Annotated in this window: 24 protein-coding genes; 17 read left to right on the forward strand and 7 right to left on the reverse strand. The window is 65.0% G+C overall.

Annotated elements, in window-relative coordinates:
- Positions 1–77 precede the first annotated feature (77 nt).
- From ACOJSJ_RS09810 to ACOJSJ_RS09825, 4 genes are all read left to right on the forward strand, one after another.
- Complete coding sequence (locus ACOJSJ_RS09810; RefSeq protein WP_420144800.1) at positions 78–788, forward strand: response regulator transcription factor; 711 nt, start codon at positions 78–80, stop codon at positions 786–788.
- Positions 781–2,133, forward strand: coding sequence for a sensor histidine kinase (locus tag ACOJSJ_RS09815; protein ID WP_420144801.1), 1,353 nt, complete (start codon positions 781–783; stop codon positions 2,131–2,133). Before ACOJSJ_RS09810 ends, ACOJSJ_RS09815 begins: the two co-directional genes overlap by 8 nt.
- Positions 2,126–2,686 carry a hypothetical protein gene (locus ACOJSJ_RS09820; protein WP_420144802.1) on the forward strand — a complete coding sequence of 187 codons (561 nt, stop codon included), beginning with the start codon at positions 2,126–2,128 and terminating at the stop codon, positions 2,684–2,686. The genes ACOJSJ_RS09815 and ACOJSJ_RS09820 overlap by 8 nt, the downstream gene beginning before the upstream one ends.
- Before the next feature lie 175 nt (positions 2,687–2,861).
- Positions 2,862–3,227, forward strand: a complete 366-nt coding sequence (locus ACOJSJ_RS09825) for a hypothetical protein (protein ID WP_420144803.1) — start codon at positions 2,862–2,864, stop codon at positions 3,225–3,227.
- Between the two features lie 151 nt (positions 3,228–3,378).
- Here the strand turns inward: ACOJSJ_RS09825 and ACOJSJ_RS09830 are convergent, their stop codons facing one another.
- On the reverse strand, positions 3,379–4,593 hold the full coding sequence (locus ACOJSJ_RS09830; RefSeq protein ID WP_420144804.1) for a phospholipase D-like domain-containing protein: 1,215 nt from the start codon (positions 4,591–4,593) through the stop codon (positions 3,379–3,381).
- Positions 4,594–4,747: 154 nt separating this feature from the next.
- On the opposite strand from ACOJSJ_RS09830, the gene rpoZ reads away from it, so the two are divergent.
- Positions 4,748–5,092: a DNA-directed RNA polymerase subunit omega gene (rpoZ, locus tag ACOJSJ_RS09835; RefSeq protein WP_120250960.1), complete on the forward strand. Its 345-nt coding sequence runs from the start codon at positions 4,748–4,750 to the stop codon at positions 5,090–5,092.
- Between the two features lie 729 nt (positions 5,093–5,821).
- On the opposite strand, the gene ACOJSJ_RS09840 is transcribed toward rpoZ, so the two are convergent.
- Positions 5,822–6,175, reverse strand: coding sequence for a glycine zipper 2TM domain-containing protein (locus ACOJSJ_RS09840; RefSeq protein ID WP_420144805.1), 354 nt, complete (start codon positions 6,173–6,175; stop codon positions 5,822–5,824).
- A 678-nt stretch (positions 6,176–6,853) separates the two neighbouring features.
- Here ACOJSJ_RS09840 and ACOJSJ_RS09845 point away from each other — a divergent pair.
- Positions 6,854–7,174, forward strand: coding sequence for a hypothetical protein (locus ACOJSJ_RS09845; protein WP_420144806.1), 321 nt, complete (start codon positions 6,854–6,856; stop codon positions 7,172–7,174).
- A gap of 86 nt (positions 7,175–7,260) precedes the next feature.
- Here ACOJSJ_RS09845 and ung read toward each other — a convergent pair whose 3' ends face one another.
- Positions 7,261–7,950 (reverse strand): uracil-DNA glycosylase, encoded by a 690-nt coding sequence (gene ung / locus ACOJSJ_RS09850; RefSeq protein ID WP_420144807.1) that lies wholly within the window; start codon positions 7,948–7,950, stop codon positions 7,261–7,263.
- 103 nt (positions 7,951–8,053) lie between these two features.
- Here ung and bla point away from each other — a divergent pair, with 103 nt between their 5' ends.
- The 3 genes from bla to ACOJSJ_RS09865 are packed head-to-tail and all read left to right on the forward strand — an operon-like array spanning position 8,054 to position 10,686.
- Positions 8,054–9,136, forward strand: coding sequence for a class A beta-lactamase (gene bla, locus ACOJSJ_RS09855; protein WP_420144808.1), 1,083 nt, complete (start codon positions 8,054–8,056; stop codon positions 9,134–9,136).
- Between the two features lie 59 nt (positions 9,137–9,195).
- Positions 9,196–9,561, forward strand: coding sequence for an Mpo1-like protein (locus ACOJSJ_RS09860; RefSeq protein WP_420144809.1), 366 nt, complete (start codon positions 9,196–9,198; stop codon positions 9,559–9,561).
- Between the two features lie 57 nt (positions 9,562–9,618).
- Positions 9,619–10,686 (forward strand): GNAT family N-acetyltransferase, encoded by a 1,068-nt coding sequence (locus ACOJSJ_RS09865; protein WP_420144810.1) that lies wholly within the window; start codon positions 9,619–9,621, stop codon positions 10,684–10,686.
- On the opposite strand, the gene ACOJSJ_RS09870 is transcribed toward ACOJSJ_RS09865, so the two are convergent.
- Positions 10,664–11,533, reverse strand: a complete 870-nt coding sequence (locus ACOJSJ_RS09870; RefSeq protein ID WP_420144811.1) for a cupin-like domain-containing protein — start codon at positions 11,531–11,533, stop codon at positions 10,664–10,666. The genes ACOJSJ_RS09865 and ACOJSJ_RS09870 overlap by 23 nt on opposite strands.
- Positions 11,530–12,660 (reverse strand): GNAT family N-acetyltransferase, encoded by a 1,131-nt coding sequence (locus ACOJSJ_RS09875; protein ID WP_420144812.1) that lies wholly within the window; start codon positions 12,658–12,660, stop codon positions 11,530–11,532. Before ACOJSJ_RS09875 ends, ACOJSJ_RS09870 begins: the two co-directional genes overlap by 4 nt.
- A 170-nt stretch (positions 12,661–12,830) precedes the next feature.
- Between ACOJSJ_RS09875 and ACOJSJ_RS09880 the strand changes: the two genes are divergently transcribed.
- From ACOJSJ_RS09880 to ACOJSJ_RS09895, 4 genes are all read left to right on the forward strand, one after another.
- A complete protein-coding gene (locus tag ACOJSJ_RS09880) occupies positions 12,831–13,832 on the forward strand; it encodes an NAD-dependent epimerase/dehydratase family protein (RefSeq protein WP_420144813.1) in 1,002 nt (333 codons plus the stop codon).
- 345 nt (positions 13,833–14,177) lie between these two features.
- Entirely contained in the window at positions 14,178–15,137 is a 960-nt protein-coding gene (locus ACOJSJ_RS09885; protein ID WP_420144814.1) for a KpsF/GutQ family sugar-phosphate isomerase, read from the forward strand.
- A gap of 5 nt (positions 15,138–15,142) precedes the next feature.
- Positions 15,143–15,943 carry a 3-deoxy-manno-octulosonate cytidylyltransferase gene (gene kdsB, locus ACOJSJ_RS09890; RefSeq protein ID WP_420144829.1) on the forward strand — a complete coding sequence of 267 codons (801 nt, stop codon included), beginning with the start codon at positions 15,143–15,145 and terminating at the stop codon, positions 15,941–15,943.
- Between the two features lie 5 nt (positions 15,944–15,948).
- The gene (locus tag ACOJSJ_RS09895; RefSeq protein ID WP_420144815.1) at positions 15,949–16,539 is read left to right on the forward strand and encodes a histidine phosphatase family protein; all 591 of its coding nucleotides are present in this window, start codon (positions 15,949–15,951) and stop codon (positions 16,537–16,539) included.
- A 207-nt stretch (positions 16,540–16,746) separates the two neighbouring features.
- On the opposite strand, the gene dmeF is transcribed toward ACOJSJ_RS09895, so the two are convergent.
- Both dmeF and ACOJSJ_RS09905 read right to left on the reverse strand, forming a co-directional pair.
- The gene (dmeF, locus tag ACOJSJ_RS09900) at positions 16,747–17,775 is read right to left on the reverse strand and encodes a CDF family Co(II)/Ni(II) efflux transporter DmeF (protein WP_420144816.1); all 1,029 of its coding nucleotides are present in this window, start codon (positions 17,773–17,775) and stop codon (positions 16,747–16,749) included.
- The gene (locus ACOJSJ_RS09905; RefSeq protein WP_420144817.1) at positions 17,772–18,044 is read right to left on the reverse strand and encodes a metal/formaldehyde-sensitive transcriptional repressor; all 273 of its coding nucleotides are present in this window, start codon (positions 18,042–18,044) and stop codon (positions 17,772–17,774) included. The genes dmeF and ACOJSJ_RS09905 overlap by 4 nt, the downstream gene beginning before the upstream one ends.
- Positions 18,045–18,208: 164 nt before the next feature.
- Here ACOJSJ_RS09905 and crtY point away from each other — a divergent pair, with 164 nt between their 5' ends.
- The 4 genes from crtY (at position 18,209) to ACOJSJ_RS09925 (ending at position 22,517) form a co-directional block, all read left to right on the forward strand.
- Entirely contained in the window at positions 18,209–19,357 is a 1,149-nt protein-coding gene (crtY, locus tag ACOJSJ_RS09910) for a lycopene beta-cyclase CrtY (RefSeq protein WP_420144818.1), read from the forward strand.
- Complete coding sequence (locus tag ACOJSJ_RS09915; RefSeq protein ID WP_420144830.1) at positions 19,357–20,850, forward strand: phytoene desaturase; 1,494 nt, start codon at positions 19,357–19,359, stop codon at positions 20,848–20,850. Before crtY ends, ACOJSJ_RS09915 begins: the two co-directional genes overlap by 1 nt.
- Positions 20,851–20,855: 5 nt before the next feature.
- The gene (locus ACOJSJ_RS09920) at positions 20,856–21,437 is read left to right on the forward strand and encodes a TIGR00730 family Rossman fold protein (RefSeq protein ID WP_420144819.1); all 582 of its coding nucleotides are present in this window, start codon (positions 20,856–20,858) and stop codon (positions 21,435–21,437) included.
- A 129-nt stretch (positions 21,438–21,566) separates the two neighbouring features.
- Complete coding sequence (locus ACOJSJ_RS09925) at positions 21,567–22,517, forward strand: phytoene/squalene synthase family protein (protein ID WP_420144820.1); 951 nt, start codon at positions 21,567–21,569, stop codon at positions 22,515–22,517.
- Positions 22,518–22,866: the final 349 nt, after the last annotated feature.

The following is a 22,866-nucleotide window of genomic DNA, read 5'->3' on the forward strand; positions in this document are numbered from 1 at the left end:
GAGAGGCCCTGTCGGCAGAGCCTGATAACAATCTTTGTCACTGGCGGGCTTTCGCGTTATCTGCAAGCGGGGGCACGATGGGGCAGATGGACGCAATTTCAGTATTGCTGGTGGAGGATGACGACGCGGCGCGCGCCAATATCGCCGCGATCCTGACCGGCGCGGGGATGACCGTGGAGCAGGCGGTCGACGGCGCAGCGGGGCTGAACCGCGCGGGCGGCGGCGGCCATGACGTCATCATTCTGGACCGGATGCTGCCGCATCTGTCGGGCATCGACATCGTCACCCGGCTGCGCGTCGCGGGCGTGGGCGCGCCGGTGCTGATGCTGTCGGCGCTGGGGCGCAGCGAACATCGGGTCGAAGGGCTGGAAAACGGCGTCGACGATTATATGGCCAAGCCGTTCGAACCCGACGAGCTGATCGCGCGGGTGCGGGCATTGTGGCGACGCGCGAACCGGGGCAGCCATGAACCGGTGCTGCTGTTCGGCGATCTGGAATGCCATGTGAAGGCGCGCACCGCCTTTCGGCAGGGACGGCATCTGCCCCTGTCGCCCAAGGAATTCGAACTGTTCCGTTACATGATGGAGCATGCGGGCGAGGTCGTGACCCGCGAAATGTTGTTGCGGCAGGTATGGAAGCTGAGTTTCGACCCGCAGACCAATGTCGTGGACGTCAATGTCGGCCGGCTGCGCCGCAAGCTGGAAGACGGGTTCGACGCGCCGGTGCTGGAAACCATATGGGGCACGGGATACCGGCTGATTGCGGCGGCTGGCGCGAGCGGTGGTTAAACCGGGGCTTTTCCGCTCCATTTTCGGGCGGGTCACGATTTCGGCGCTGCTGGTCAGCCTGTTGTCCACGCTGGCGCTGTTTCTGGTGGTGCAGAAGATCGTCGATGATGACGGCCGGGCGATGCTGGCGCGGGAAGTCGACACCGATCTGGCCGGGCTGGCCGACATCTATGTCAGCAGCGGCGACGCGGAATTGCGCGCGCGCATTGCCGACCGGCTGGCGATGAACCGCGAAGATGGCGAGCCGAGCTGGTATCTGCTGACCGATCCGGCCGGGCACAGGCTGGCGGGCAATATGGACAGCTGGCCCGTCATCGCGTCCGAAGTGTCGGAGGCGCGTTATGTGACATTGCCTAACGGGGCGCGCATATTCGCCCGCGCGACGCAGCTGGCCAATGGCGCGCGTCTGCTGGTCGGGCGCAGCGACCAGCGCGGGCAGGCGCTGCTGGGGCGGCTGGCGACGGCATTCGCCGTGGCGGGGGCGGGCATCGCGCTGCTCAGTCTGGTGGCGGGGCATTTCGCCGCGCGGCGGCTGCGCGCGCGGGTGGAGACGGTCAATGCCGTATTCGCCGCCGTGCGGGCCGGGCGGATCGCGGCGCGCGCGCCGGGCGCGGGCAGCAATGACGAACTGGCTGAACTGGCCGCCAACACCAATGAGATGCTGGATCAGGTCGAGCGGCTGGTGGAGGCGCAGCGGGCCGTGTCGGACCAGACCGCGCATGAAATCCGCACGCCGTTGATGCACCTCGACACGCGCATCCTCAAGGCGATGGAGGGGACGCGCGACGCGGACCTGTTGCGGACGCTGGACCAGTCGCGCGCGGAAATTCGCGGGGTCGTGCGGCTGCTCGATTCGTTGCTCGACATTGCAGGCACGCAGGCGATGCGCGGCGATCCGCGCGGATTGGCCGAAGTCAATCTGAGCGACATCGCCGAAAGCCTGGCGGACCTGTATGGCGCCAGCGCGGAGGATCTGGGCATCGGTTTCCATGCGCGGATCACGCCGCATGTCGGTTGCCGTGCCGACCCGATGCAGATGACCCGGCTGATGTCCAACCTCCTCGACAATGCGTTCAAATATGTGCCGAGCGGCGGATCGGTGGTGCTGGAACTGGGGCCGGGGCCGCGCATCGTGGTGGAGGATAACGGCCCCGGCATCCCCTGTGGCGACCGGCAGCGGATATTCGAACGATATGTGCGACTTGACGGTGCGCGGGGCGGGGGGCATGGCCTTGGCCTATCGCTCGCCAGAGCGATTGCGGAGCGGCATGAGCTGTCGCTGCATGTGGAGGATGCCGCGCCTGGCGCGCGGTTCGTGCTCCAGCCGGAGGATCGCGATGTTTAGCCTGTTGCTGCCCGCATTGCTGATGATCGCAGGGGCGGACGCGGGTGTGGTCGACACGCTGCCGGACGACCCGGTGCTGCGCACGCTGATGGCGGGGGATGCGGCGCGGGCGCGGGGCGACCATCGCGCGTTGCTGGAGGATGCGCAGCTGCTGCGCCTGCTGGGGGCAAAACCGGCGGACGGGCAGGACGATCTGGTGACGGCGTGGACGCAGGAGGCGCAGAGCCATGGCGTCACCCGGTCACGCCTGAATTTTCGCGGGCGCGCGCTGGGGCCGGCCTATCGGCGCGGGTCGATCGGCGCCGGGGCGAGCATGACCGTGCGGCAGCTGTTTCTGGCGGGGCAGCGGGCGCAGATTTCCATCGCGCCGACCCATAAGGCGAGCCATCTGTCGGTGCGGGTGCTGGGCACGGACGGCAATACGCTGTGCGCCAAGCCGGTGAACGGGGCGCAGGCCAATTGCGCATGGCTGCCTTTGTTCACCGATCGATACGACATCGTGATCGAAAATGGCGGCGCGGCGACCGAGGCCTTCTACATGGTCGTGCGATAAGGGGTAAGCGGCTGGAATCGCGTGGATATGCGTGGATTTCCTGCTGTCCTTACGCGATCGGCCGGTCGCTTCTTCCCGTCGGTTCGTCCATTCTGCACATCCGTTCAGGCGAAAAAGACGCGGGTCGGCGCGTTGTGCTCATCATGGTTCAGATCAGCAAAGAGGAGAAGAACCCATGATGCGTTCGAAGATTGTCATCGCCGCCCTCATGCTGGGCACCGTTCCCGCTGTCGCCATCGCGCAGGAAGGGCCGGTCAGCTATGAAGAGCAGCTGGCGCAGGTCGAGGATCAGCTGGTGTATCAGGCGCCGATCGCGGGCGTCGAAAATGATTACTGGTTCAATTATCAGACCGACCTTGCCGAAGCGCGCAAGGAATTGACCAAGGATCTGCGCGGATCGTCCGATGCGGAGGACAATCGCGACGCGTGGGAGGAATATCGCGCCGAACTGGCCGATGCCCGCGGCGATTATGCCAAGGAAATGGCGGAAAAAGGCTATCCGGTCGGTGAAGTGCGCGTGCTGACCGACAATGGCCGCTGATGCCGGATGCGGGGAGGATGGCTGAGGCCGTTCTCCCCGCGCTCATGTTCAAGGCATGATCCGTTCATAGTGAATCGGGTCATGCTCTATTTTTCATTTGTTTTTCGTATGTTGCGAGCCGGAGGATGATGCCTCCTGATTCGATAATGCTTCAATCCGCATCGGGATCGCGGAAATTGAGACGGCGGGTGACGGTATAGTCGAGCACGCCGACCAGCAGATAGCTGATCCATTGTTTGAGGAGGGTGAGGCCGCTGCGGTTGCCGCGATGTGTTTGCCGGTCGATGGCGCGGCTGTCCTGCGCTTCCCGCGCGATGAAGGCGCGCAGGCTTTGCGCGAAGGCGGCGTCCTCCACGCGCAGCATCACTTCCAGATTGATGAACAGGCTGCGCATGTCGAAATTGGCCGATCCGACATAGACGGCATCGTCGATGACGATCAGCTTCATATGCAGTTTGCAGGGCTGATATTCGTAGATGTCCACGCCGCGCTTGAGCAGCGGGCCGTAGAGAAGCCGGGCCGCCGCGATGGTGGCGCCATTGTCCGACCGGGCAGGCAGGATGATGCGCGCGCCCTGTCGCCGCGCGGCACGGGCGATGCGTTTGAGCATGCCGCGCCCCGGCGAGAAATAGGCGGCGATCATGTCCACCCGCTGCGCCCGTTCCAGATCATGCTTCACTACCTGCGCCCAGGGGCTGAGGCGGCGGGTCGGGCCGCCGATCAGCCAGGCGAAGGGATCGGCGTCGTCATGATGGAGCGAGGGGTGCCATTGGTGGACCATGCGGCGCAGCGTGCGGAACCGATGCTTTTTCGTCGCGCACCAGCGCCAGAGCTGGCCATACCAGCGGGTCATCGCCTCCACCTGATCGCCGTCGATGGACAGGCCGATGTCGCGCCAGCAATCGTCGGGCGGGATGCCGAAATAGCCATCCTCTATGTTGAAGCCGCCGATCATCAGGCGCTTGTCGTCGGCAATCGCCATTTTCTGGTGGTTGCGGATCAGATAGCGGGTGGTGCGACCGGTGCCGAAGCGCGCGAAATGCCCGCCCGCGTCGATCAGGGGGGTGAAGAAGCCGTCCGGCGTCCCCGACGATCCGAATGCATCCACCATCAGCGTGACCGACACGCCGCGCGCGCAGGCCGCGATCAGCGCGTCGCGCACCATCGTGCCGCTGCCATCGTCGGCGAAGATATAATAATAGAGTTTGAGGCTGTGCCGCGCCCCGTCGATCAGGTCGATCAGCGCCGTGCGCAGCGCCGCGCCGTCGGTGATGAGGCGCAGATGATTGCCGCGCAGGTCAAGGCGGATGTCGTGTCCGTCCGTCGACACGGAAAAGGGGGCAGGATCGGGTTCGGCGGTGGCCATGGTCCCTTCATGCCCATTTCGGACGCGCCCGGCCACGGGTTTATGGGCATAGCCTTATGGGCATGGCTTCATGGCCTTTTCATTGACTCTTGAAAGGGGCGCTGCTAGTCGGCCTATTCACGTTTTTCCATTCGCTGTTTGCAGGAGGCCCTGTTTGGCCCGCGTTACCGTCGAAGATTGCGTCGACAAGGTTACCAACCGTTTTGACCTCGTCCTTCTTGCCGCCCAGCGCGCGCGGGAGATTTCCGGCGGTGCCGAGCTGACGCTCGACCGCGACCGTGACAAGAATCCGGTCGTTGCGCTGCGCGAAATCGCCGAAGAAACCGTCCTGCCCGACGATCTGCACGATTCGGTCGTCGCGTCGCTGCAGAAGGTGCAGATCGACGATGACGATACGCCGGACGAAATCGGATCGATCGCCCAGTCGGCGGAGGCCCTGCGCCTGACCGCCGCCGCGCCGCCGCGCAACCAGAATATTGGCGGCGATTACGACGGCTGATCGTCCCGGCCCGTAACGGCCGAAAAGTTTGGAGAGGGAATGAGGCTCGGCCTGCGCAAGCGGGACCGGGCCTCGACCTTTTTGGGCGTGGTGGGTTGCGCGCCGGGGATATGGCCTGGGGGGAGGCACGCTTTCGGTTTTCGGGCGAGGGCGGGCTATCGCCGGTGTCGGGGCTGATGTTGGAACGGCGGCGCGAGGCGAGTTGGGAGGGATGCTCGGTTTGCGCATTTTTGGGCATCGCGCTTTTGAACGAGGTCCATGCGGGTTGAGCCTGTCCACGCCTTGTGCTTGCTTTACGGCATGAGATCTGAACGTGCAGGGCCGGCTTTTACCTACCTGACAGGGTTCAAGGCAGATGCCCGGTGAGCGAATATGACAATGATCCCGGTCTATATCCTGATGGCGGACTGGCGGACTGGGCGTCCATCGGAGGGGCCGGTGTGATCGGGTGGTTTCGTGTACCGCTGGATGATGGGCGCGGGTCCATGCGGCATGGGGCGTCAATGCGGGGTGGAGGCGCGGGCTGGCAGGGGTCATTGGCTGGACACAGGGGCTGAGCACAGGCGCCGGACACAGGAGCCGGACACAGGGGGCGGACACAGGGCCGGACGCAGGCGGCGCATGAAAAAGCGCGACGGGCATCATGCCCGCCGCGCCTGTCCTGAGGGCCGCCTTTACCGGCGACCATCCGCATCGGCCTAGTCTCGCGCCGATGCGGTGGGTGTCGGATCAGCAGCTGGAGTTGCGGTCGATCGCGCGGCCTGCCAGCGCGCCAGCGCCCGCACCGATGATCGTGCCGGGCGCGCGGTCGCCGCGCGTGTCTACAGCGCGGCCCAGCAGGGCGCCCGCGACGCCGCCGACCAGCAGGCCGGTCGTACCGCCCGACTTGCGGCAGCCATAGCGGCGATTGTCGCGATAATCACGGCGGTCGACATAGCGGTCGCCACGATAATGATCGCCGCGATAGTCGCGATGATAGCCACGGCGGTCATGATGATCGCGGGCCATGGCGGCGGAAGGCACAACGGCCGTCAGCGAAGCGGCGGCCATAGCAGTGGCCAGAATGGCTTTACGAATGAACATGGTCTTTCTCCTCTGACCTGAATTCTGTCTGCGATTGCAGCTATGCCATGATTCGCTTGTTTCGATCCTGAACCGGTCTGTTATCGGCCGTTCAGGTTCGGAAATCCGCGACGCATCGGCGCCCGCATGTCCGGCACGCCGTGCGACAGCATCGGTGTCACCGGCAAATGCGACGCGGCGGGCAGGGTGGGCGGATCATCGCGCCCGTAGCCATCGGCGCGATCGTCAGTCCGGGGGAGATGTCATGGCGATGTGTCGCGGCCTGATGACATGCAATGCCGGCCGATGGTGCAGGCCGTTGGCTGATTGTGGGCAGGATCGCGCGCTACGCGTTCGACCAATGGGCATTGTGCAGGGAGTGGTCATCATGGGCATAGCTATGCGGGGGCATCGGCATGGGTGGAGGCAGGCGCAGCCATGGCTTTTGCTGCAATCACCAGGCCCAACCGGAGAAGATGCGCCAGATTTGGGGGTCGGCCGCATGTTTCGAACCATGGGTGATCTTATCTGACTGGATATGCGCCCAAGCCGCAGCCGCCGCACGATCTTTTCAGAAAAATCGAACGGTAGATGCGATTTTATTCGGGTGAGCAAAGGCGGTCGGCTGCGTTATTGAAAGGGGCATCAGGAAGGTCAGAACCCGCCGCCTATACCGGCCGTTTACACAGGGAGCGTCCCATGCTTGCCATCGCCACCCCCCACCTTAGCCCTACCGAATGGCAGGATGTGAAGGCGACCCTCAACGCCGTGGCGGATTGCGGCTGTGGCGAGGGGGCGGCGCCGGGACCGATCCGCGCGGGCATCGGCCGTGCGATCGATGCGCTGTTGGGCGCGAAGAAGGATGCGCCCGTTCCACTCGCTCCGCATCTGCGGCCGGTGCGCGATTTCCTGTGTGAAACCGGGCGTTCGCGCCGGGTGGCCGAAGGCCATGTGCCAGCACTCGTCGCGCAGGGTTTTTCCCGTGCCCAGATCGAGGCGATGGCGCTGCTGGGCGCGTGACGCGGCGCGCCGCTGAAAACCAGCCATCATTGTGGTATTTGGCGCGACGGAGGCTGATCCGGGCGGCTTCCCGATGTCGCGGGCGCTCAGTCGAGCGGGGGCAGCGCCCAGTCGATCGCGCCGCGCCCCTTCGCCTCCAGAAAGGCGTTGGCCTGCGAAAAGGGGCGGGAACCCAGAAAGCCGTTATGCGCGGACAGGGGCGAGGGGTGGGCCGATTTGATCACCAGATGGCGATCCTGATCCACGAACGCGGCCTTGCGCTGGGCATAGGCGCCCCAGAGCAGGAACACGACCGGTGCATCCTGCTGCGCGACGAGGCGGACGATGGCGTCGGTGAACGATTCCCACCCCTTGCCCTGATGCGATGCGGCGCGGCCCATTTCTACCGTCAGCACGCTGTTGAGCAGCAGGACGCCCTGTTTCGCCCAATGTTCCAGAAAGCCGTGGCGGGCGCGCGGGATGCCGAGGTCGGTTTCCATTTCCTTGTAGATATTGACCAGCGACGGCGGAGTGCGCACGCCGGGCTGCACCGAAAAGCACAGGCCATGCGCCTGTCCTTCGCCATGATAGGGATCCTGCCCCAGGATGACGGCCTTCACCCGATCCAGCGGGGTGAGGTCGAGCGCGCGGAAATATTCGCCGCCTTTGGGGAAGATGCGTTTGCCCGCCGCCTTTTCCGCCTGAAGAAAGCTTTTCAGCCCCTGCATGTGCGGGGCGGCGAATTGGTCGGCCAGCGGCTGGCGCCAGCTGTCGTGCAGCCTGATGCTATCGGTCATGGCGCCGGTGATGGCGCGGGGGGCGAAGGCCTGTCAACTTGGGCCTGTCAACTTTTGCGCAAAGATGCTTGCGCGGGACGCGGCGATCCGCGAGAGAAAAATCATGCCATTTCGTCGTCCTGCCGCCATTTGCGCCGCCCTTGGCCTGTTCTTTGCGCCCCTGCCCGCCGCCGATGCGTTCGGGCCGCCGCCAAAGCCGCTGGCGCAGCAGAGCGCGGAAGCGAAATTGCTGGCGGAATTTGCGCGCTTTGCGACTCTGTCCGACGGCACGGTGGGGATTGCCGCGCGCGACCTTCAGACCGGGGAAACGCAGGCGCTGAACGGCGACACGCTGTTCCCCATGGCCAGCGCCTATAAGGTCGCGGTGGCCGGGCGCATATTCGCGCTGGTCGATGCGGGGGAATTGCGGCTGGACGACATGCTGGCGCTGGACCCGGCGCTGGCGAGCGAGGGGGGCATCGCATGGATGTTCAATCGGCCCGGTGTGTCGCTGTCGGTCGACAGGCTGCTGGAGCTGATGCTGCAAAAGAGCGATAATAATGCCACCGACGTGCTGGTGGCGCGGGCGGGCGGGCCGCGGGCGGTCACCGCATTCGTGCAGAAGCTGGGCGTGACCGGACTGCGCGTGGACAGCGATACCGCGCATCTGCTCTACCGGGCGATGGGCATCCACCCGACATCGGGCCGTTTCCGCCAGAATGCGGAGGCCGCGCGCAAGGCCGACCCGCAGATCGGCGTGCGCGACATACGCGATTTGCCCAACATGGCGTTCGCCATGGAAGTGGAAGATACGTCGACCCCGGCGGCGATGATGGACCTGATCGTCGCCTATGAATCGGGGAAGGCGCTGTCGGCGGCCAGCACGCAGCGGCTGTTCACCATCATGGCGGGATGCGAAACCGGCAAGAAGCGGATCATGGGCATGTTGCCGCCGGGAACGGCGGTGGCGCACAAGACCGGGTCGCTGAACGGCGTGGGCAATGATGTGGGCGTGGTGCGGTTGCCCGACGGGCGGCGCTTTGCCGTGGTGGTGTTCGTGATGAAGGACAGCCGGGGCCATGTGTCGCGCGACCGGATCATCGCGGAAGCATCGCGCGCGGCCTATGACTATTTCCTGTTCGCGCCCGCCCGCGCGCATGGCGGTTCGCTCTTAACAGCGATCCATCCGTCCGCTAAAATATCCTGACATCGGCGGAACGGTCGGCGACCCGCAAAATAGTTTCATATCGCGGGCGGAGAGGAACCATGAAAAAGCTGACCCGCTTTTGCGATTTCTGGCCCTATTATCTGCAGGAACATGCGCGGCCGGGCACGCGGGCGCTGCATTATGTGGGAACCAGCATCGTCGTGGCGCTGATCGCCATCATGCCCTTTGCCGGGCGCGCGTGGATGGCGGTGGCGTTGCCGGTGGCGGGCTATGGCTTTGCATGGGCGGCGCATGGGCTGATCGAACGCAACCGGCCCGCGACATTCCGCTATCCGCTCTGGTCGCTGCGCGCCGATTTCCTGATGTGGTATCGGTTCCTGACCGGGCGCATCGACCATGATCTGGCGCAGGCGGGGGTGAGGCCCGACGGAACGGTCGATCCGGCGCGGCGGATCGCGGCCTGAGGTATCGGGGCGATCGATCCGCTTGACCCGTAACGATGCTCTGCCACAAGGGGCGCGATGACATTATCCGCGACATTCTCGCAGCCTGATCGGGCGGCTCTGGCGCAGCGCTGGCAGGCGCTGGAGGCGCGGGCGCAGGGCAGCTTCTTCCTGGGATGGACATGGGTGTCGGCGTGGATCGACAGTTATGGCTTGCGGCCCGACCTGCTGACGGTGACGGACGAGGCGGGGCGAGACGTCGCGCTGGCGCTGATGGGCCATGCGATGACGCCGCGCCTGCTGGGACCGGTGGCGACATTGAGTCTGAACCAGTCGGGGGACGCGCAGGCGGACCGGCCCTATGTCGAATATAACGGCCTGCTGATCGAGGCGGGACGGGAGGCGGAGGCGAGCGCGGCGGCGATGGCGGCGATCATGCGGCGCAGGGACTGGCGCGCGCTGCGGATGAGCGGAGTGGAGCCCGGCGCGCCGTTGCTGGCGATGCAGGCGCATCGGCGGGCGCGGGTGGATGTGTCGCCGGTCTATCAGGTCGATCTGGACGCGGTGCGGGCCGCCGATGGCGATTATCTGGCGTTGCTGAGCAGCAATACGCGCAGCCAGATCAGGCGCGCGATGAAGGATCATGGCGGGCCGCTGCCAACGGTGACGGTCGGCGGAATGGACGATGTGACGCCGTGGCTGGCCGAAATGGCGGCGATGAATGGCGGGCGGCATGTGGACAATGCCTGGGACGATGCGGCCTTTCGCGATTTCGTCGCCACCATTGCGGCGCGGGGATTGCCGTCGGGCGCGGTGGAACTGCTGCGCTTTACCGATGCGGGGGGCGTCGTGGGGCTGCTGGTCAATTTCGTGCATCGCGGGGTGGCGATGAATTACCAGTCGGCCTTTGCCTCGCCGCGCACGGGCAAGGACAAGCCGGGCCTGTTATGCCATGCCGCCGCCGTCGGTGATTATGCGGGGCGGGGCCTGACCCGCTATTCGTTGCTGGCGGGGAAAGACCGGTACAAGCAGAGCCTTGCCACCTGCGAAGAGGTGCTGGAATGGTGGGTGCTGGAACGGTTCAGCCCCCGCCTGGAAGCCGAGGCGCTGTTGCGCCGGATGCTCAGGCGCCCAGTTTCCGCATGATGCGATAGACGAGACGGCGGACGCCCTGTCGTTCGGGCCGGGCGCTGACCGTGCCGGTGGGCAGGCCGCGTTTGCGCAGCAGGGCGTTGAAACTGTGCAGTTCCCCTTCCGCCACGCTGCGGTCGGACCGCCATGTGACCGACAGGCTGACCGATACGGTCGGGCCGTTTTCCACGAAATGCGGGGCCTTTACCGGCACATGGATGGCATCGCCCGGTTCCAGCCGGACGGCGGTGCCGCGCGATTTGAACCCGTCCTGCCACAGAAGATTGCGGTGGCCGCCGCCGTGAAATTCCTCGCTCTTCTGCGCGGGCACCAGTTCCTCGTCACGGGCGGGGAAGACGGTCATCGTCTTTTGCCCCATGATCTGGAGCAGGATATTATGTTCCGGGTCCATGTGGAACGGCGTGACGCTGCCCGGCGAGGACAGGAAGATGAAGGCTTCGCGATGAAGCATCGGCCCGGTCTTTGCCGCGACGACAGGTTCCAGCTGCGCCAGCGCGTCGTCCAGCAGGGCGGCATAGGCGGGATCGCGCTCGACATTTTTGAGCACGGCCCAGCTGCCGTTCGTGTCGATGGTGCGGATGGTTTCACCCAGCGTCAGCCCGTTGGACGGGGTGTCTTCCGCCCGCACGCCCAACGGCAGTTTCCCCAGATTATATTCGACCGAGGTGGCGGGCATGCGTTCGGCCAGCACCGCCAGCGCGTCCAGCGTCAGCAACCCATGGCCGACAAGGCCATGATGCAGCTTCGTCGAACGGTCGGGATAGGCGGCGGCAAAGATGGCGCGCGCGTCGTCCGGAAAGATCGCCGGGCTGACGGGCGCGATCGGGCTATGGGCGGTCATGCCTGTCCTTTCAATGTTCTGGCCAGCATTTCGGCGCCGCCGGCAAGGGCGAAGGCGGCGTTGCGCCGCATCCGTGCCATGCCGCCGCCGTGCAGGGCGATGCGATATTGTACGATGGTCCGCCGCTGCGCCCACAGGCTGTCGATCATGGGATGATCGGCGGCGGCGCAGCTGTCCATCCAGCCTATGCCCGGATCGCCCTGAACCGCGTGGAGATTGGCGATTTCGATGAGGACGCCGGGGGAAAAGCGGCCCAGTTGTTCGTCAAAGGCGATCTTGAAGGAGAAAGCGCCGTCGCCATGGCGGAAATTGACCAGCATGGCGATGGCGCGACCATCAAGGTCGATGCGCAGCATGTGCAGCCGCCCGCCGTCGAAGGCGGCGGCGCAGGCGGCGCGGAAGAAGGCGGTGTCGCCGGACGCGCAGGCGAGCGCGGTGCCCTCCTGCCCCTTCCACCCCGATGCTTCGAGCGAGAGGAAATCGCCGCACCAGTCCGGCAGATCCCGTCCGTCGGTCAGCAGGCGGGTTTCGACCGTGCCCATTTCCGCCAGCCTTTTTTGCAGGCGGCGCAGTTCCTTGCGCTTTTTCGCGCGGACATGCGTGTCCCAATAGATGTCGGCGGACAGATCCGAGCGCAGCATCGCCCGGTCATAACGATGGATTTCCTGCCGCCTGCGCCGCTGTTCGACGCAGAGCGCCTCCAGCGCGGCGGCATTGGCCCCGGCGGCGTCCAGCCCCTCCAGATGCAGAAAGGCGCTGGCCCATGGCGCGGTGTCCAGCTGGGCCAGGAAGCTGCGCCATGCCATGATTTCATGGCCGCGACGGACGATCGGCGCGCCGAAGAAGCAATGGCGATGCATCCAGTTGCCGACGCAGGCGATGGGCAGGCGGCCGTGACGGGCGCGCTGTACGATCGGCAGCAGGCCGATCAACCGGTCGCCGTCATGCGCCTCCATCAGGTGGACATGATCGTCGGCGGCCAGATGGTCGAGCGCCGCGCACAGCATGTCGGGGGCGTAGAAGGCATTGGCTTCGGCCGCATCAAGCGCCAGACCGCGCCAGTGCGACAGCTGGTCCTGCCCATCCGGATCGACGGGGGGGAATGCGGGATGGGAAGCCATGTCCATGGCCATCGACATAGTCGACAAAGATTAGAGTGCGGTAAAGATGGCGGAAAGGTTGCGTCCTCTATAGCGCCTGATCGTGGCGTTGCCGGAACAAGATGGTAGAAGGCGCGGCGGATGTTTCGATAAAAGGCAGGGTGGTAAAGCCCCGGCCCATGCCAAGAGGGAAATGCATGACCATCCTGATCACCGGAGCCGCAGGTTTCATCGGCATGCATGTCGCGGACCGGCTGTTGGCGCAGGGGCATGCCGTGGTCGGCATCGACAATATGAACGATTATTATCCCGTGTCGCTGAAGCGCGCGCGGATCGTCCGGTTGCAGGCGGCGCATGGGCGGCTGTTCACCTTTCACGAACTGGACTTCGCTGATCTGGCCGCATTGAACACCGCGCTGGCCGATCAGGTGATAGCGGCGATCATCCATCTGGGCGCGCAGGCGGGCGTGCGCTATTCGCTGATCAACCCCCACGCCTATGTCCGGTCCAATCTGGCGGGGCATGTCAACATGCTGGAACTGGCGCGCGAACGGAGGGTGCGGCACATGGTCTATGCGTCGTCATCGTCGGTCTATGGCGGCAATGACGTTCAGCCGTTCCGCGTGGAAGACCGCGCCGACCACCCCGTGTCCCTTTATGCCGCGACCAAGCGGGCGGACGAGCTGATGAGCGAAACCTATGCCCATCTGTTCCGCATTCCGATGACGGGGCTGCGTTTCTTCACCGTCTATGGCCCATGGGGGCGGCCCGACATGGCGATGTGGATATTCACGTCGAAGATATTGGCGGGCGAGCCGATCCCGGTGTTCAACCATGGCCGGATGCAGCGCGACTTCACCTATATCGACGACATCGTCAGCGGGGTGATTGGCTGTCTGGATCATCCGCCCGCCGACGACGGCGCGGCCAAGGCGGGGGGCAGCCGGGCGCCGCATCGATTATATAATATCGGCAATAATCGCCCCGAAGAACTGATGCACCTGATCGCGGTGCTGGAAGATGCGCTGGGGCGCAAGGCGCAGATCGATTTTCAGCCCATGCAGCCGGGCGACGTCCCTGCGACCTTTGCCGACATCAGCGCCATTGCGCAAGACATCGGATTCTCGCCCGCAACAGCCATCGAGTCGGGAATACCGCGATTCGTCCAATGGTATCGCGACTATCATGCGTTAGTATGATGACTGGAAGGCGGGATGGAAGAAGTCGACAGAGGTTCCGCGACTTGTCGCTTTTAATGCCCGCTTCATCTTGTTAACTGACGGTTTATGTTGATTTTTCCGCATCTATTTTTTCTTCGCAGCTGCAAAATAGATTGCCATAAGTAGCTGAAACGGCGTAAGCCAAGTTCATGCTGATGCTTATCGGCTAGGGGTCGCAGAAAAAGGGATAAGACGACACATCGAATGCGATGGTTCGTCGCCGTTTTTCAGGTCGGGCATCTGACCATGAAGAGCGGATAAAAGGGCAAATGCGTGTCGACACCAGCTTCCAAGATTATTCCATTCGGGTCCGGCGGTCGTATCGTGGAGACTGCGTGTCGCAGTCTTTCGATCGCAGCCGATGGCCTTAACGCGCTGGAGGCGAAATTCGCCGAGCGCGATTTTGCCGCGACTTTCCTGCGCGTCATCGGCGTCATCATGAAGGTGCGGGGGCGTGTCATCGTCACCGGCATCGGCAAGAGCGGCATCGTCGCGCGCAAGATGACGGCGACGCTGACATCCACCGGGACGCCTGCGATATTCCTGCACCCCGCCGATGCCGGGCATGGCGACCTGGGCATGGTCACGCCGGACGACGTCGTGCTGATGCTGTCCCATTCGGGTGAATCGACCGAGCTTGGCCCGATCATCCAATATTGCAAGCGCTTTGCCATCCCGCTGGTCGCCGTGACGGCGCGGGCGCAGAGCACGGTGGCGCAGGCCGCCGACATGTGCATGCTGATGCCCGAAGTGGCCGAAGCCTGCCCCAATGCGCTGGCCCCCACCACATCGACCACGGTGCAGATGGCGCTGGGCGATGCGATCGCGGTGTCGCTGATGGAAATGCGCGGTTTTTCCGCCGACGATTTCCACAAATTCCATCCCAATGGCCGTCTGGGCACGCAACTGATCAAGGTGCGCGAGCTGATGGCGAAGGGCGACGACATGCCCGTGGTGCGCGAAGACGCGTCGCTGCTGGACGCGACGGTCGAAATGACCCGTGGCCGTTTGGGCGGGACGGCCGTGGTCGATCGCAACGGCCGTCTGATCGGCGCCTTCACCGATGGCGACCTGCGCCGCACGGTGACGGGAAAGCAGAACCTGACCGGATCGATCGCCACCGCCATGACGCTGACGCCGCTGTCCGTCGGACCCGACGAACTGGCATCCGAAGCGCTGCAGCTGATGCATGAACGTAATATCATGTTGCTGTTCGTGTGCGAAAATGGCCGTCTGGTCGGCGCGCTGCACATGCATGACCTGCTGGACGCCGGGGTCGCCTGAGCCTTCTGGTCGTCATTCCCGCGCGGGCCGGATCATCCCGGCTGCCACGCAAGCCGCTGCGGATGATTGCCGGGCGGACGTTGTTGCATCGCACGATTTCGATGGCGCGAAGCGCGATTGGCGGGCGCACGGATGTGGCGCTGGTCGTGGCGACGGACGATGACGAGATCGCCGATCATGCCCGCGCCGTGGGGTGCGATGCGGTGATGACCGACAGCGCCATTGCGACAGGGTCGGGCCGGGCGCTGGCCGCGGCGATGGCGCAGGCGGAAACGCCGCGCTTCGTCGTCAATCTGCAGGGGGATTCGCCCTTTCAGCCTGAAGGCGCGCTGGCGGCGGTGATTGCGGCGTTGCAGGATGGCGCGCCGGTGGCGACGCCGGTCATCGCGCTCGACTGGCCCGCGCTCGACGCGCTGCGCGATCACAAGACGCGGTCGCCCTTCAGCGGCACCACCTGCGCGCGGGCGCCCGATGGGCGGGCCTTGTGGTTTTCCAAGACGATCATCCCGGCCATTCGCGGCGAAGTCGGGCTGCGCGACACCAGCGCGAAATCGCCGGTGTGGCGGCATGTGGGCCTTTATGGCTATGCGATCGATGCCTTGCAGCGGTTTGAGGCATGTCCGCCGACGGCGTTGGAAAATCTGGAGGGGCTGGAGCAGCTGCGCCTGCTGGAGCTGGGCATCCCGGTCATGACGGTAGCGGTCGATCCACCGCGTTTCGATAGCAGCGGTATCGATACCGAAGCCGACATCAGCCGGGTCGAGGCGCTGATCGCGTTGCATGGCGACCCGACGCCGCCGCTCTGACCGGTATGCGGCGCATCTTCATCATTCGCCATGGCAATACGTTCGCCAGCAGCGCGGATGCATGCCGCGTGGGCGCGCGCACCGACATTCCTCTGGTGGAAAGCGGGCGCGGGCAGGCGGACCGGCTGGGGGCGTGGTTCGCGGAGCAGGCCCTGTCGGTCGGGCGGCTATTGTCCAGCCCGTTGCAACGCGCCAGCGAGACGGCGGATCGTATCGGCGCGGCGATCGGCCATCAGCGGGACGGGACGCGCGACTGGCTGGGCGAAATCGATCATGGACCGGACGAAGGACGCCCCGAAGCCGAGGTCGTCGCCCGGATCGGTGAACGGGCGCTGGCGGACTGGGACGCGTATGGCATCGCGCCGGACGGCTGGATCGTCGATGCGGACCGGCGCATCGCGGCGTGGCGCGCCTTTTTCGCGGAAGGCGGGGCTGGCGTCGATTTGCTGGTCACCAGCAATGGCGCGGCGCGTTTCGCGCTGATCGCGGCGGGATTGCAGTCCGCGACGCTGAAATTGCGGACCGGGGCCTTTGGCGAACTGATGGTGGAAAGCGATGGGGCGGTACGGTTGCTGCGCTGGGACGAGCGGCCATAGGGCGCGTTGCGCGTCCTGCGCCGTATTTCGCACCAGACCGGGATAGGGCGAGACAGGTTGGTTCTATCCCTTCCGTTTCCCGACCTCGCCCGAAGCGATGGGATCATGCGCCAGATGGGTGATGCCATCAACTGCGAACATGCCCTGCTTATCCGTTGCCGCATCGTCATCTGCGCAAAACCGGTTTCTGATCTTGTGCACGATGCGCTAGCCGCACTCCACCGTCACATGTTCCATGCCGGGCAGGGCGCGGACGCGGGCGCGGACCTTTGCGCCGTCTGCGCCGGGGGCCAGGCTGACGATGGCGGCGTGGGCGTGCGGGCCGATCCGCCACACATGCAGGTCGCGAATGGTGGCGTCTTCGGCCTCCACCTGCGTGCGGACCCGCGCCATCAGCGCCGGTTCGGCGGTGTCGAGCAGAATGGCGGCGGTATCCTTCATCAGGCCCCACGCCCAGCGCGCAATCACCACCGCGCCCAGCAGGCCGACCGCCGGGTCCATCCACCACCAGCCCAGATAGCGCCCGGCGAGCAGCGCGCCGATCGCCAGCACCGATGTCAGCGCGTCGGTCAGCACATGCACATAGGCGGCGCGCAGATTATTGTCGGCATGGCCATGTTTGTGATCATCTTCGCGCCCATGATCATGATTATGCCCGTGATCATGGCTATGGTCATGGCCCAGCAACAGCGCGCTGACGATGTTGATGATCAGGCCGACGACCGCGACCAGCGTCGCTTCGCCAAAGGCGACATGGATCGGCTGAAAGAAGCGCATGCCCGATTCGACCGCGATAAACAGAGCGGTGACGCCCAGCAACAGGGCGGAGGCAAAGCCCGACAGGTCGCCCACCTTGCCGGTGCCGAAGGTGTAGCGCGGATTGCGGGCATGGCGCCGGGCGTAGCTGTAGGCGGCGGCCGCCACCGCCAGCGCGCCCGCATGGGTGGCCATGTGAAAACCGTCGGCCAGCAGCGCCATCGATCCGGTGATCCAGCCGAACGCGATTTCCACCACCATCGTCGCGGCGGTCAGCCAGACGACCCATAAAGTCCGCTTCGCATTCTGATCATGCCCGGCAGTCAGGTAGATATGGTCGAAATAATGGCTGTCATCGCCAGCGTCGGCGGGTGGCGATGCCGGTGCATGGGCGTGGCTGTGGTCGCCATGATCATGGTCGCAGTCATGGTGGTGATCATGACCATGATGACCGTGCTTATGGTCGTCGTGCATATTCATTTCCCGTAACGGCGGATCAGCGCGAGCATTTCTTCGGTCGCGGCGGCGCGGGCGTCATCGGTCAGGCCCGGCCGGGCGACATGTTCGCGCATATGCTGTTCGATCAGCTCCTCCATCAGGCTGCCGACCGCGCCACGCACGGATGCCACCAGTTGCAGGGTTTCCGAACAGCCCGCGTCGCCGGTTAGTTGCCGTTCGACGGCAGCGACCTGCCCCGCGATGCGGCGCGTGCGCGCCAGCAGCTTATCCCGATTTTCGATAATGTGCATAGGATACCCCCCTATACTATACCGTCGGATCAGCCAAGGGGGTTCCGATCCAGGTCCGGCATGTCCCGGCGAAGGCCGCAGCCCCGTCCTATCATTTCAACGGCGTTCCCGCCTTTGTCGCAACACGGCTTTCCCTGAAACGGGACAGGCTCTAACAGGGGGCTATGGCGGATATTCTGGACTGCGATCTGGCGATTGTCGGCGGCGGGCTGGCCGGGGGGCTGATCGCGCTGGCCTTTGCCCGGCTGCGGCCGGAGGTGCAGCTGTTGCTGGTCGAACAGGGCGAGCGGCCAGGGGGGAACCATGTCTGGTCCTTCTTCGACGGGGACGTCGCGCCCGCCGATCGCTGGCTGATCGACCCGATGATCGCGCATCGCTGGCCGCAGGGCCATGGCGTGCGATTTCCGGGTTATGCGCGCGAACTGGAGACGCCCTATAACAGCGTGACCAGCGATCGCTTCGCGGCGGTGCTGGAGCGGACACTGGGCGACCGGTTGATGACGGCTGCGTCAGTCGCCGCGGTTGCGCGCGATCGGGTGACCCTGGCCGACGGGCGGGTGATCCGCGCCGGGGCGGTCATCGATGCGCGGGGGGCGGGCGACCTGTCGGCGCTGCGGTGCGGATGGCAGAAATTCGTCGGCCACACGCTGAAACTGGATGCGCCGCACGGGATCGACCGGCCCGTCATCATGGATGCCGGTGTCGAACAGATTGACGGCTATCGCTTCGTCTATCTGCTGCCATGGGACGCGCACACGATCTTTATCGAAGACACCTATTATAGCGATGGTCCCGAACTGGACGTGGCCGCCATCGATGCGCGGATCGCCGATTATGCGCGGGCAAAGGGGTGGCATGGCGCAGTCGTCCATCGGGAGCAGGGCGTGCTGCCCGTCGTCCATGGCGGCGATTTCGATCGTTACTGGCCAAAGGGGGATGAAGTCGCCCGCGCCGGGGTGCGCGCCGGGATGTTCCAGCCGATGACGGGATATTCGCTGCCCGATGCGGTGCGCTTTGCGATCCGCATCGCGAACGCGGCGCTGGATGACCTGCCAGGCAAGACCCGCGCCCATGCGGTGGCGCACTGGCGACGGGGCGGATATTACCGGCTGCTGGGCCGGATGCTGTTCGGCGCGGCGGCGCCGGACCAGCGCTGGCGGATATTCCAGCGCTTCTATCGCCTGTCTCCGCCGCTGATCCAGCGTTTCTATGCCGGGCAATCGTCGATCGCCGATCGCATCCGCATCTTGTGCGGGAAGCCGCCCGTGCCCATAAGGGACGCCATGCGAACATTGTGGAACCCGCCCGCCTGATGGACAGGCCAAACCCCAGACGTGCGATCGTCATCGGCGCAGGCTTTGGCGGCCTGGCGCTTGCCATCCGCCTGCAATCGGCGGGGGTCGACACGACGTTGGTCGAGGCGCGCGATCGCCCCGGCGGCCGCGCCTATATGTGGGAAAAGGACGGCTTCACCTTCGACGCGGGGCCGACCGTCATCACCGACCCCGATTGTCTGGCCGAATTGTGGCGCCTGTCAGGGCATGACATGGCGCAGGATGTCGGGCTGGTCCCGGTATCGCCCTTTTATCGCCTGAACTGGCGTGACGGCACCAATTTCGATTACAGCAACGACGAAGCGGCCCTGCGCGCGGAAATCGCAAAGCTCGATCCCGGCGATGTCGCGGGTTATGAGCGTTTCTGCGACTATGCCGCAGGCGTATATGAGGAAGGGTATCGCAAGCTCGGCTCGGTTGCCTTCCTCGACTTCGCATCGATGATCAAGGCGGCGCCATCCCTTGCCAAATATCAGGCGTGGCGGTCGGTCTATTCGGTCGTGTCGTCCCATGTGAAGAATGAGAAACTGCGCGAGGCGCTGTCTTTCCATACGTTGCTGGTCGGCGGCAATCCGATGAAGACCAGCGCCATCTATGCCCTGATCCACAAGCTGGAAAAGGATGGCGGCGTGTGGTTCGCCAAAGGCGGGACCAACCGGCTGGTGCAGGCGATGGCCACGCATTTCGAGCGGCTGGGCGGCACATTGCGGCTGGGCGACGCGGTGACGCGGATCGAAACCTATGGCGACAAGGCGACGGCGGTCCATACCGCGTCCGGCTGGCGCGGGGAGGCGGACGCGATCGCCACCAACGGCGACCTGATGCACAGCTATCGCGATCTGCTCAGCCATCATCCGCGCGGGGTGAAGCAGGCCGAAAGCCTGAAGCACAAGCGCTGGTCGCCCAGCCTGTTCGTGCTGCATTTCGGCATCAAGGGCAGCTGGCCCGGCATCCCGCACCACATGATCCTGTTTGGGCCGCGTTACGAAGGGCTGCTGACCGACATTTACGATCATGGCGTGTTGCCGCAGGACTTCTCGCTCTATCTGCATCATCCGACCGTCACCGATCCGTCGATGGCTCCCGATGGCCATTCGACATTCTATGCGCTGGCGCCGGTGCCGCATATGGGCAAGCTGCCCATCGACTGGGACCAGTTCGGTCATGCCTATGCCGAACGGATATTGGACGAGATCCAGCACCGGCTGATCCCCGACATCCGCTCGCGCATCGTGACGCGGTTCCATTATGCGCCGACCGATTTCGGCCGCGACCTGAGCGCACACATGGGCAGCGCCTTCAGCCTGGAGCCGCTGTTGACGCAGAGCGCATGGTTCCGGGCGCATAATCGCGACGATGTCATTCCCAACCTTTATCTGGTAGGGGCCGGCACCCATCCCGGCGCGGGTATCCCCGGCGTGGTGGGCAGCGCCAAGGCCACCGCGGCGCTGATGTTGCAGGATTTGGGCTGAAGATCATGAAGAGACTGGCGGTTTATTGTGGTTCGGCGACCCCGGCCGACCTCACCTATATCGACGCGGCGCGCCATGTCGGGCGCACGCTGGCGCAGCGGGGCATCGGCGTCGTTTATGGCGGCGGGCGGCTGGGTCTGATGGGCGCGGTGGCGGACGCGGCGCTGGAGGCGGGCGGCGAGGTGATCGGCGTGATCCCGCAGGCGCTGGTCGGTGCGGAGGTCGCGCATCGCGGCTGCACGGAATTGCATGTCGTGGAGACGATGCATCAGCGCAAGCAGCTGTTCACCGACCTGTCGGACGGTTTCGTGACGCTGCCGGGCGGCGTGGGCACGATGGACGAACTGTGGGAAGCGATCAGCTGGGCGCAGCTGGGCTATCACAGCAAGCCGGTGGGGTTGCTGAACGTCGCGGGTTTTTACGATCAGCTGATCGGCTTCAACCGGCAGATGGTGGAGGCGGGTTTCATCCGGCCGCAGCATGCCGGGATCATGGTGCATGCCGACGGGATCGAGGCGCTGGTGGACGCCATGGCCGCCTATCAGCCGCATGAGACGATATTCGCGATGAAGGCGGCGCGGCTTTAAAAAACATATCGCCCGTTCGTTTCGAGCGTGCCGAGAAACAAGAAGCGCGGAGCTGGCCGTTTTTCGACTGCGTTCGAAACGAACGGAGTTGGGATGACATTGCGAGCCGGGCAGGGCATGTCCTGACCCATGTCTTCCGCGATTCCAGACCGTTCCGCCCTTGTCGACCATGCCCGCGCCAGCATCGCGCGCGGGTCGAAATCCTTTGCCATGGCGTCGAAACTGTTCGACCGCGTTACGCGGGAGCGGGCCTGGCTGCTCTATGCCTGGTGCCGCAAATGTGACGACATCGCCGACGGGCAGGACCATGGCGGCGCAATGAGCAGCGTGGCCGATGCGCAGGCGCGGCTGTCGATGATGCGGGTGATGACGCACAGGGCGCTATATGGGCATGCGACCGGCGATCCGGCGTTCGACGGCTTTGGCGTGGTGATGCGCGAATGCGGCATCCCGCACCGCTATGCGCATGACCTGATCGAAGGCTTTGCGCTGGATGCGCGCGACTGGCGGCCCCGGTCGCAGGCGGACATGCTGCGTTACTGCTATCATGTGGCGGGCGCGGTCGGGTGCATGATGGCGGTGTTGATGGGCGTCGACCCTGAGGATCGCGCGACGCTGGACCGGGCTTGCGATCTGGGGCTGGCGTTTCAACTGGCGAATATCGCCCGCGACATCAGCGAGGATGAAATCGCCGATCGATGCTATCTGCCCGTCGAATGGCTGGTGGAGATGGATATTCCGCCGGGCGAACATATGAAGCCGTGGGTGCGGCCGCGTCTGGCCATCCTGTCGCGCAGGCTGGCCGATATGGCGGCGGCCTATGAGGAGAGCGCGCGCCATGGCACCGGCGCGCTGCCGCCACGGGCGGCATGGGCGGTGCTGGCGGCAGCGGGTATTTATGGCGACATCGCGCGCGAAGTGGCGCGGCGGGGCGAGCATGCCTGGGATCATCGCGTGGTGACGCCGGGCCGCGAGAAGCTGGGCTGGGTCATGCGCGCCGGGGCGCAGGTGCCGGGGCGCGGGCGGCGATGGCCCGCGGACAAGGCGCGGCCTGAAGGATTGTGGACGCGGCCGGACTGACATCTGCTGGCCCGGAAAATGCGGAAAACAAAAGGAAAATGGAGCGTGATCCGATTCAGTATGAACGTATTGCGCTCCAGGGGCGGTTGGCGATTGCATCCGGATTGGGAAACCCGTTCGGGCTGAGCGTGCCGAAACCCCTTGCCTGTCAGAAAGAAGGCCCTTCGACAGGCTCAGGGCGAACGGTGCTTGTTGGGGCACCGCCGCTTCCCACCCATGCCGGTCCCGATGGTGAAACCATGATCAGGGCATAAAAAAAATAGGGCCGATGTTTTCACACCGGCCCCAAGGCATGTTCGCAGGAGGAACAAGGTGGGGCGGGCGGGCCATGTCCGGTGAGGGCGGCCCG

It is taken from the genome of Sphingobium sp. (assembly GCF_048594625.1).
Lineage (GTDB): Bacteria > Pseudomonadota > Alphaproteobacteria > Sphingomonadales > Sphingomonadaceae > Sphingobium.

Excerpts from the sequence above, each read along its gene's own strand:
- ACOJSJ_RS09840 (WP_420144805.1), bottom strand. The coding sequence starts at position 6,175 with ATGTTCATTCGTAAAGCCATTCTGGCCACTGCTATGGCCGCCGCTTCG.
- ACOJSJ_RS09875 (WP_420144812.1), bottom strand. The coding sequence starts at position 12,660 with ATGGACATGGCTTCCCATCCCGCATTCCCCCCCGTCGATCCGGATGGG.
- ACOJSJ_RS09925 (WP_420144820.1), top strand. The coding sequence starts at position 21,567 with ATGTCTTCCGCGATTCCAGACCGTTCCGCCCTTGTCGACCATGCCCGC.
- ACOJSJ_RS09810 (WP_420144800.1), top strand. The coding sequence starts at position 78 with ATGGGGCAGATGGACGCAATTTCAGTATTGCTGGTGGAGGATGACGAC.
- ACOJSJ_RS09905 (WP_420144817.1), bottom strand. The coding sequence starts at position 18,044 with ATGCACATTATCGAAAATCGGGATAAGCTGCTGGCGCGCACGCGCCGC.
- ACOJSJ_RS09825 (WP_420144803.1), top strand. The coding sequence starts at position 2,862 with ATGATGCGTTCGAAGATTGTCATCGCCGCCCTCATGCTGGGCACCGTT.
- ACOJSJ_RS09820 (WP_420144802.1), top strand. The coding sequence starts at position 2,126 with ATGTTTAGCCTGTTGCTGCCCGCATTGCTGATGATCGCAGGGGCGGAC.
- ACOJSJ_RS09860 (WP_420144809.1), top strand. The coding sequence starts at position 9,196 with ATGAAAAAGCTGACCCGCTTTTGCGATTTCTGGCCCTATTATCTGCAG.
- ACOJSJ_RS09915 (WP_420144830.1), top strand. The coding sequence starts at position 19,357 with ATGGACAGGCCAAACCCCAGACGTGCGATCGTCATCGGCGCAGGCTTT.
- bla (WP_420144808.1), top strand. The coding sequence starts at position 8,054 with ATGCCATTTCGTCGTCCTGCCGCCATTTGCGCCGCCCTTGGCCTGTTC.
- ACOJSJ_RS09895 (WP_420144815.1), top strand. The coding sequence starts at position 15,949 with ATGCGGCGCATCTTCATCATTCGCCATGGCAATACGTTCGCCAGCAGC.
- ACOJSJ_RS09920 (WP_420144819.1), top strand. The coding sequence starts at position 20,856 with ATGAAGAGACTGGCGGTTTATTGTGGTTCGGCGACCCCGGCCGACCTC.
- ACOJSJ_RS09845 (WP_420144806.1), top strand. The coding sequence starts at position 6,854 with ATGCTTGCCATCGCCACCCCCCACCTTAGCCCTACCGAATGGCAGGAT.
- ACOJSJ_RS09880 (WP_420144813.1), top strand. The coding sequence starts at position 12,831 with ATGACCATCCTGATCACCGGAGCCGCAGGTTTCATCGGCATGCATGTC.
- dmeF (WP_420144816.1), bottom strand. The coding sequence starts at position 17,775 with ATGAATATGCACGACGACCATAAGCACGGTCATCATGGTCATGATCAC.
- ung (WP_420144807.1), bottom strand. The coding sequence starts at position 7,950 with ATGACCGATAGCATCAGGCTGCACGACAGCTGGCGCCAGCCGCTGGCC.
- ACOJSJ_RS09830 (WP_420144804.1), bottom strand. The coding sequence starts at position 4,593 with ATGGCCACCGCCGAACCCGATCCTGCCCCCTTTTCCGTGTCGACGGAC.
- crtY (WP_420144818.1), top strand. The coding sequence starts at position 18,209 with ATGGCGGATATTCTGGACTGCGATCTGGCGATTGTCGGCGGCGGGCTG.
- ACOJSJ_RS09870 (WP_420144811.1), bottom strand. The coding sequence starts at position 11,533 with ATGACCGCCCATAGCCCGATCGCGCCCGTCAGCCCGGCGATCTTTCCG.
- ACOJSJ_RS09865 (WP_420144810.1), top strand. The coding sequence starts at position 9,619 with ATGACATTATCCGCGACATTCTCGCAGCCTGATCGGGCGGCTCTGGCG.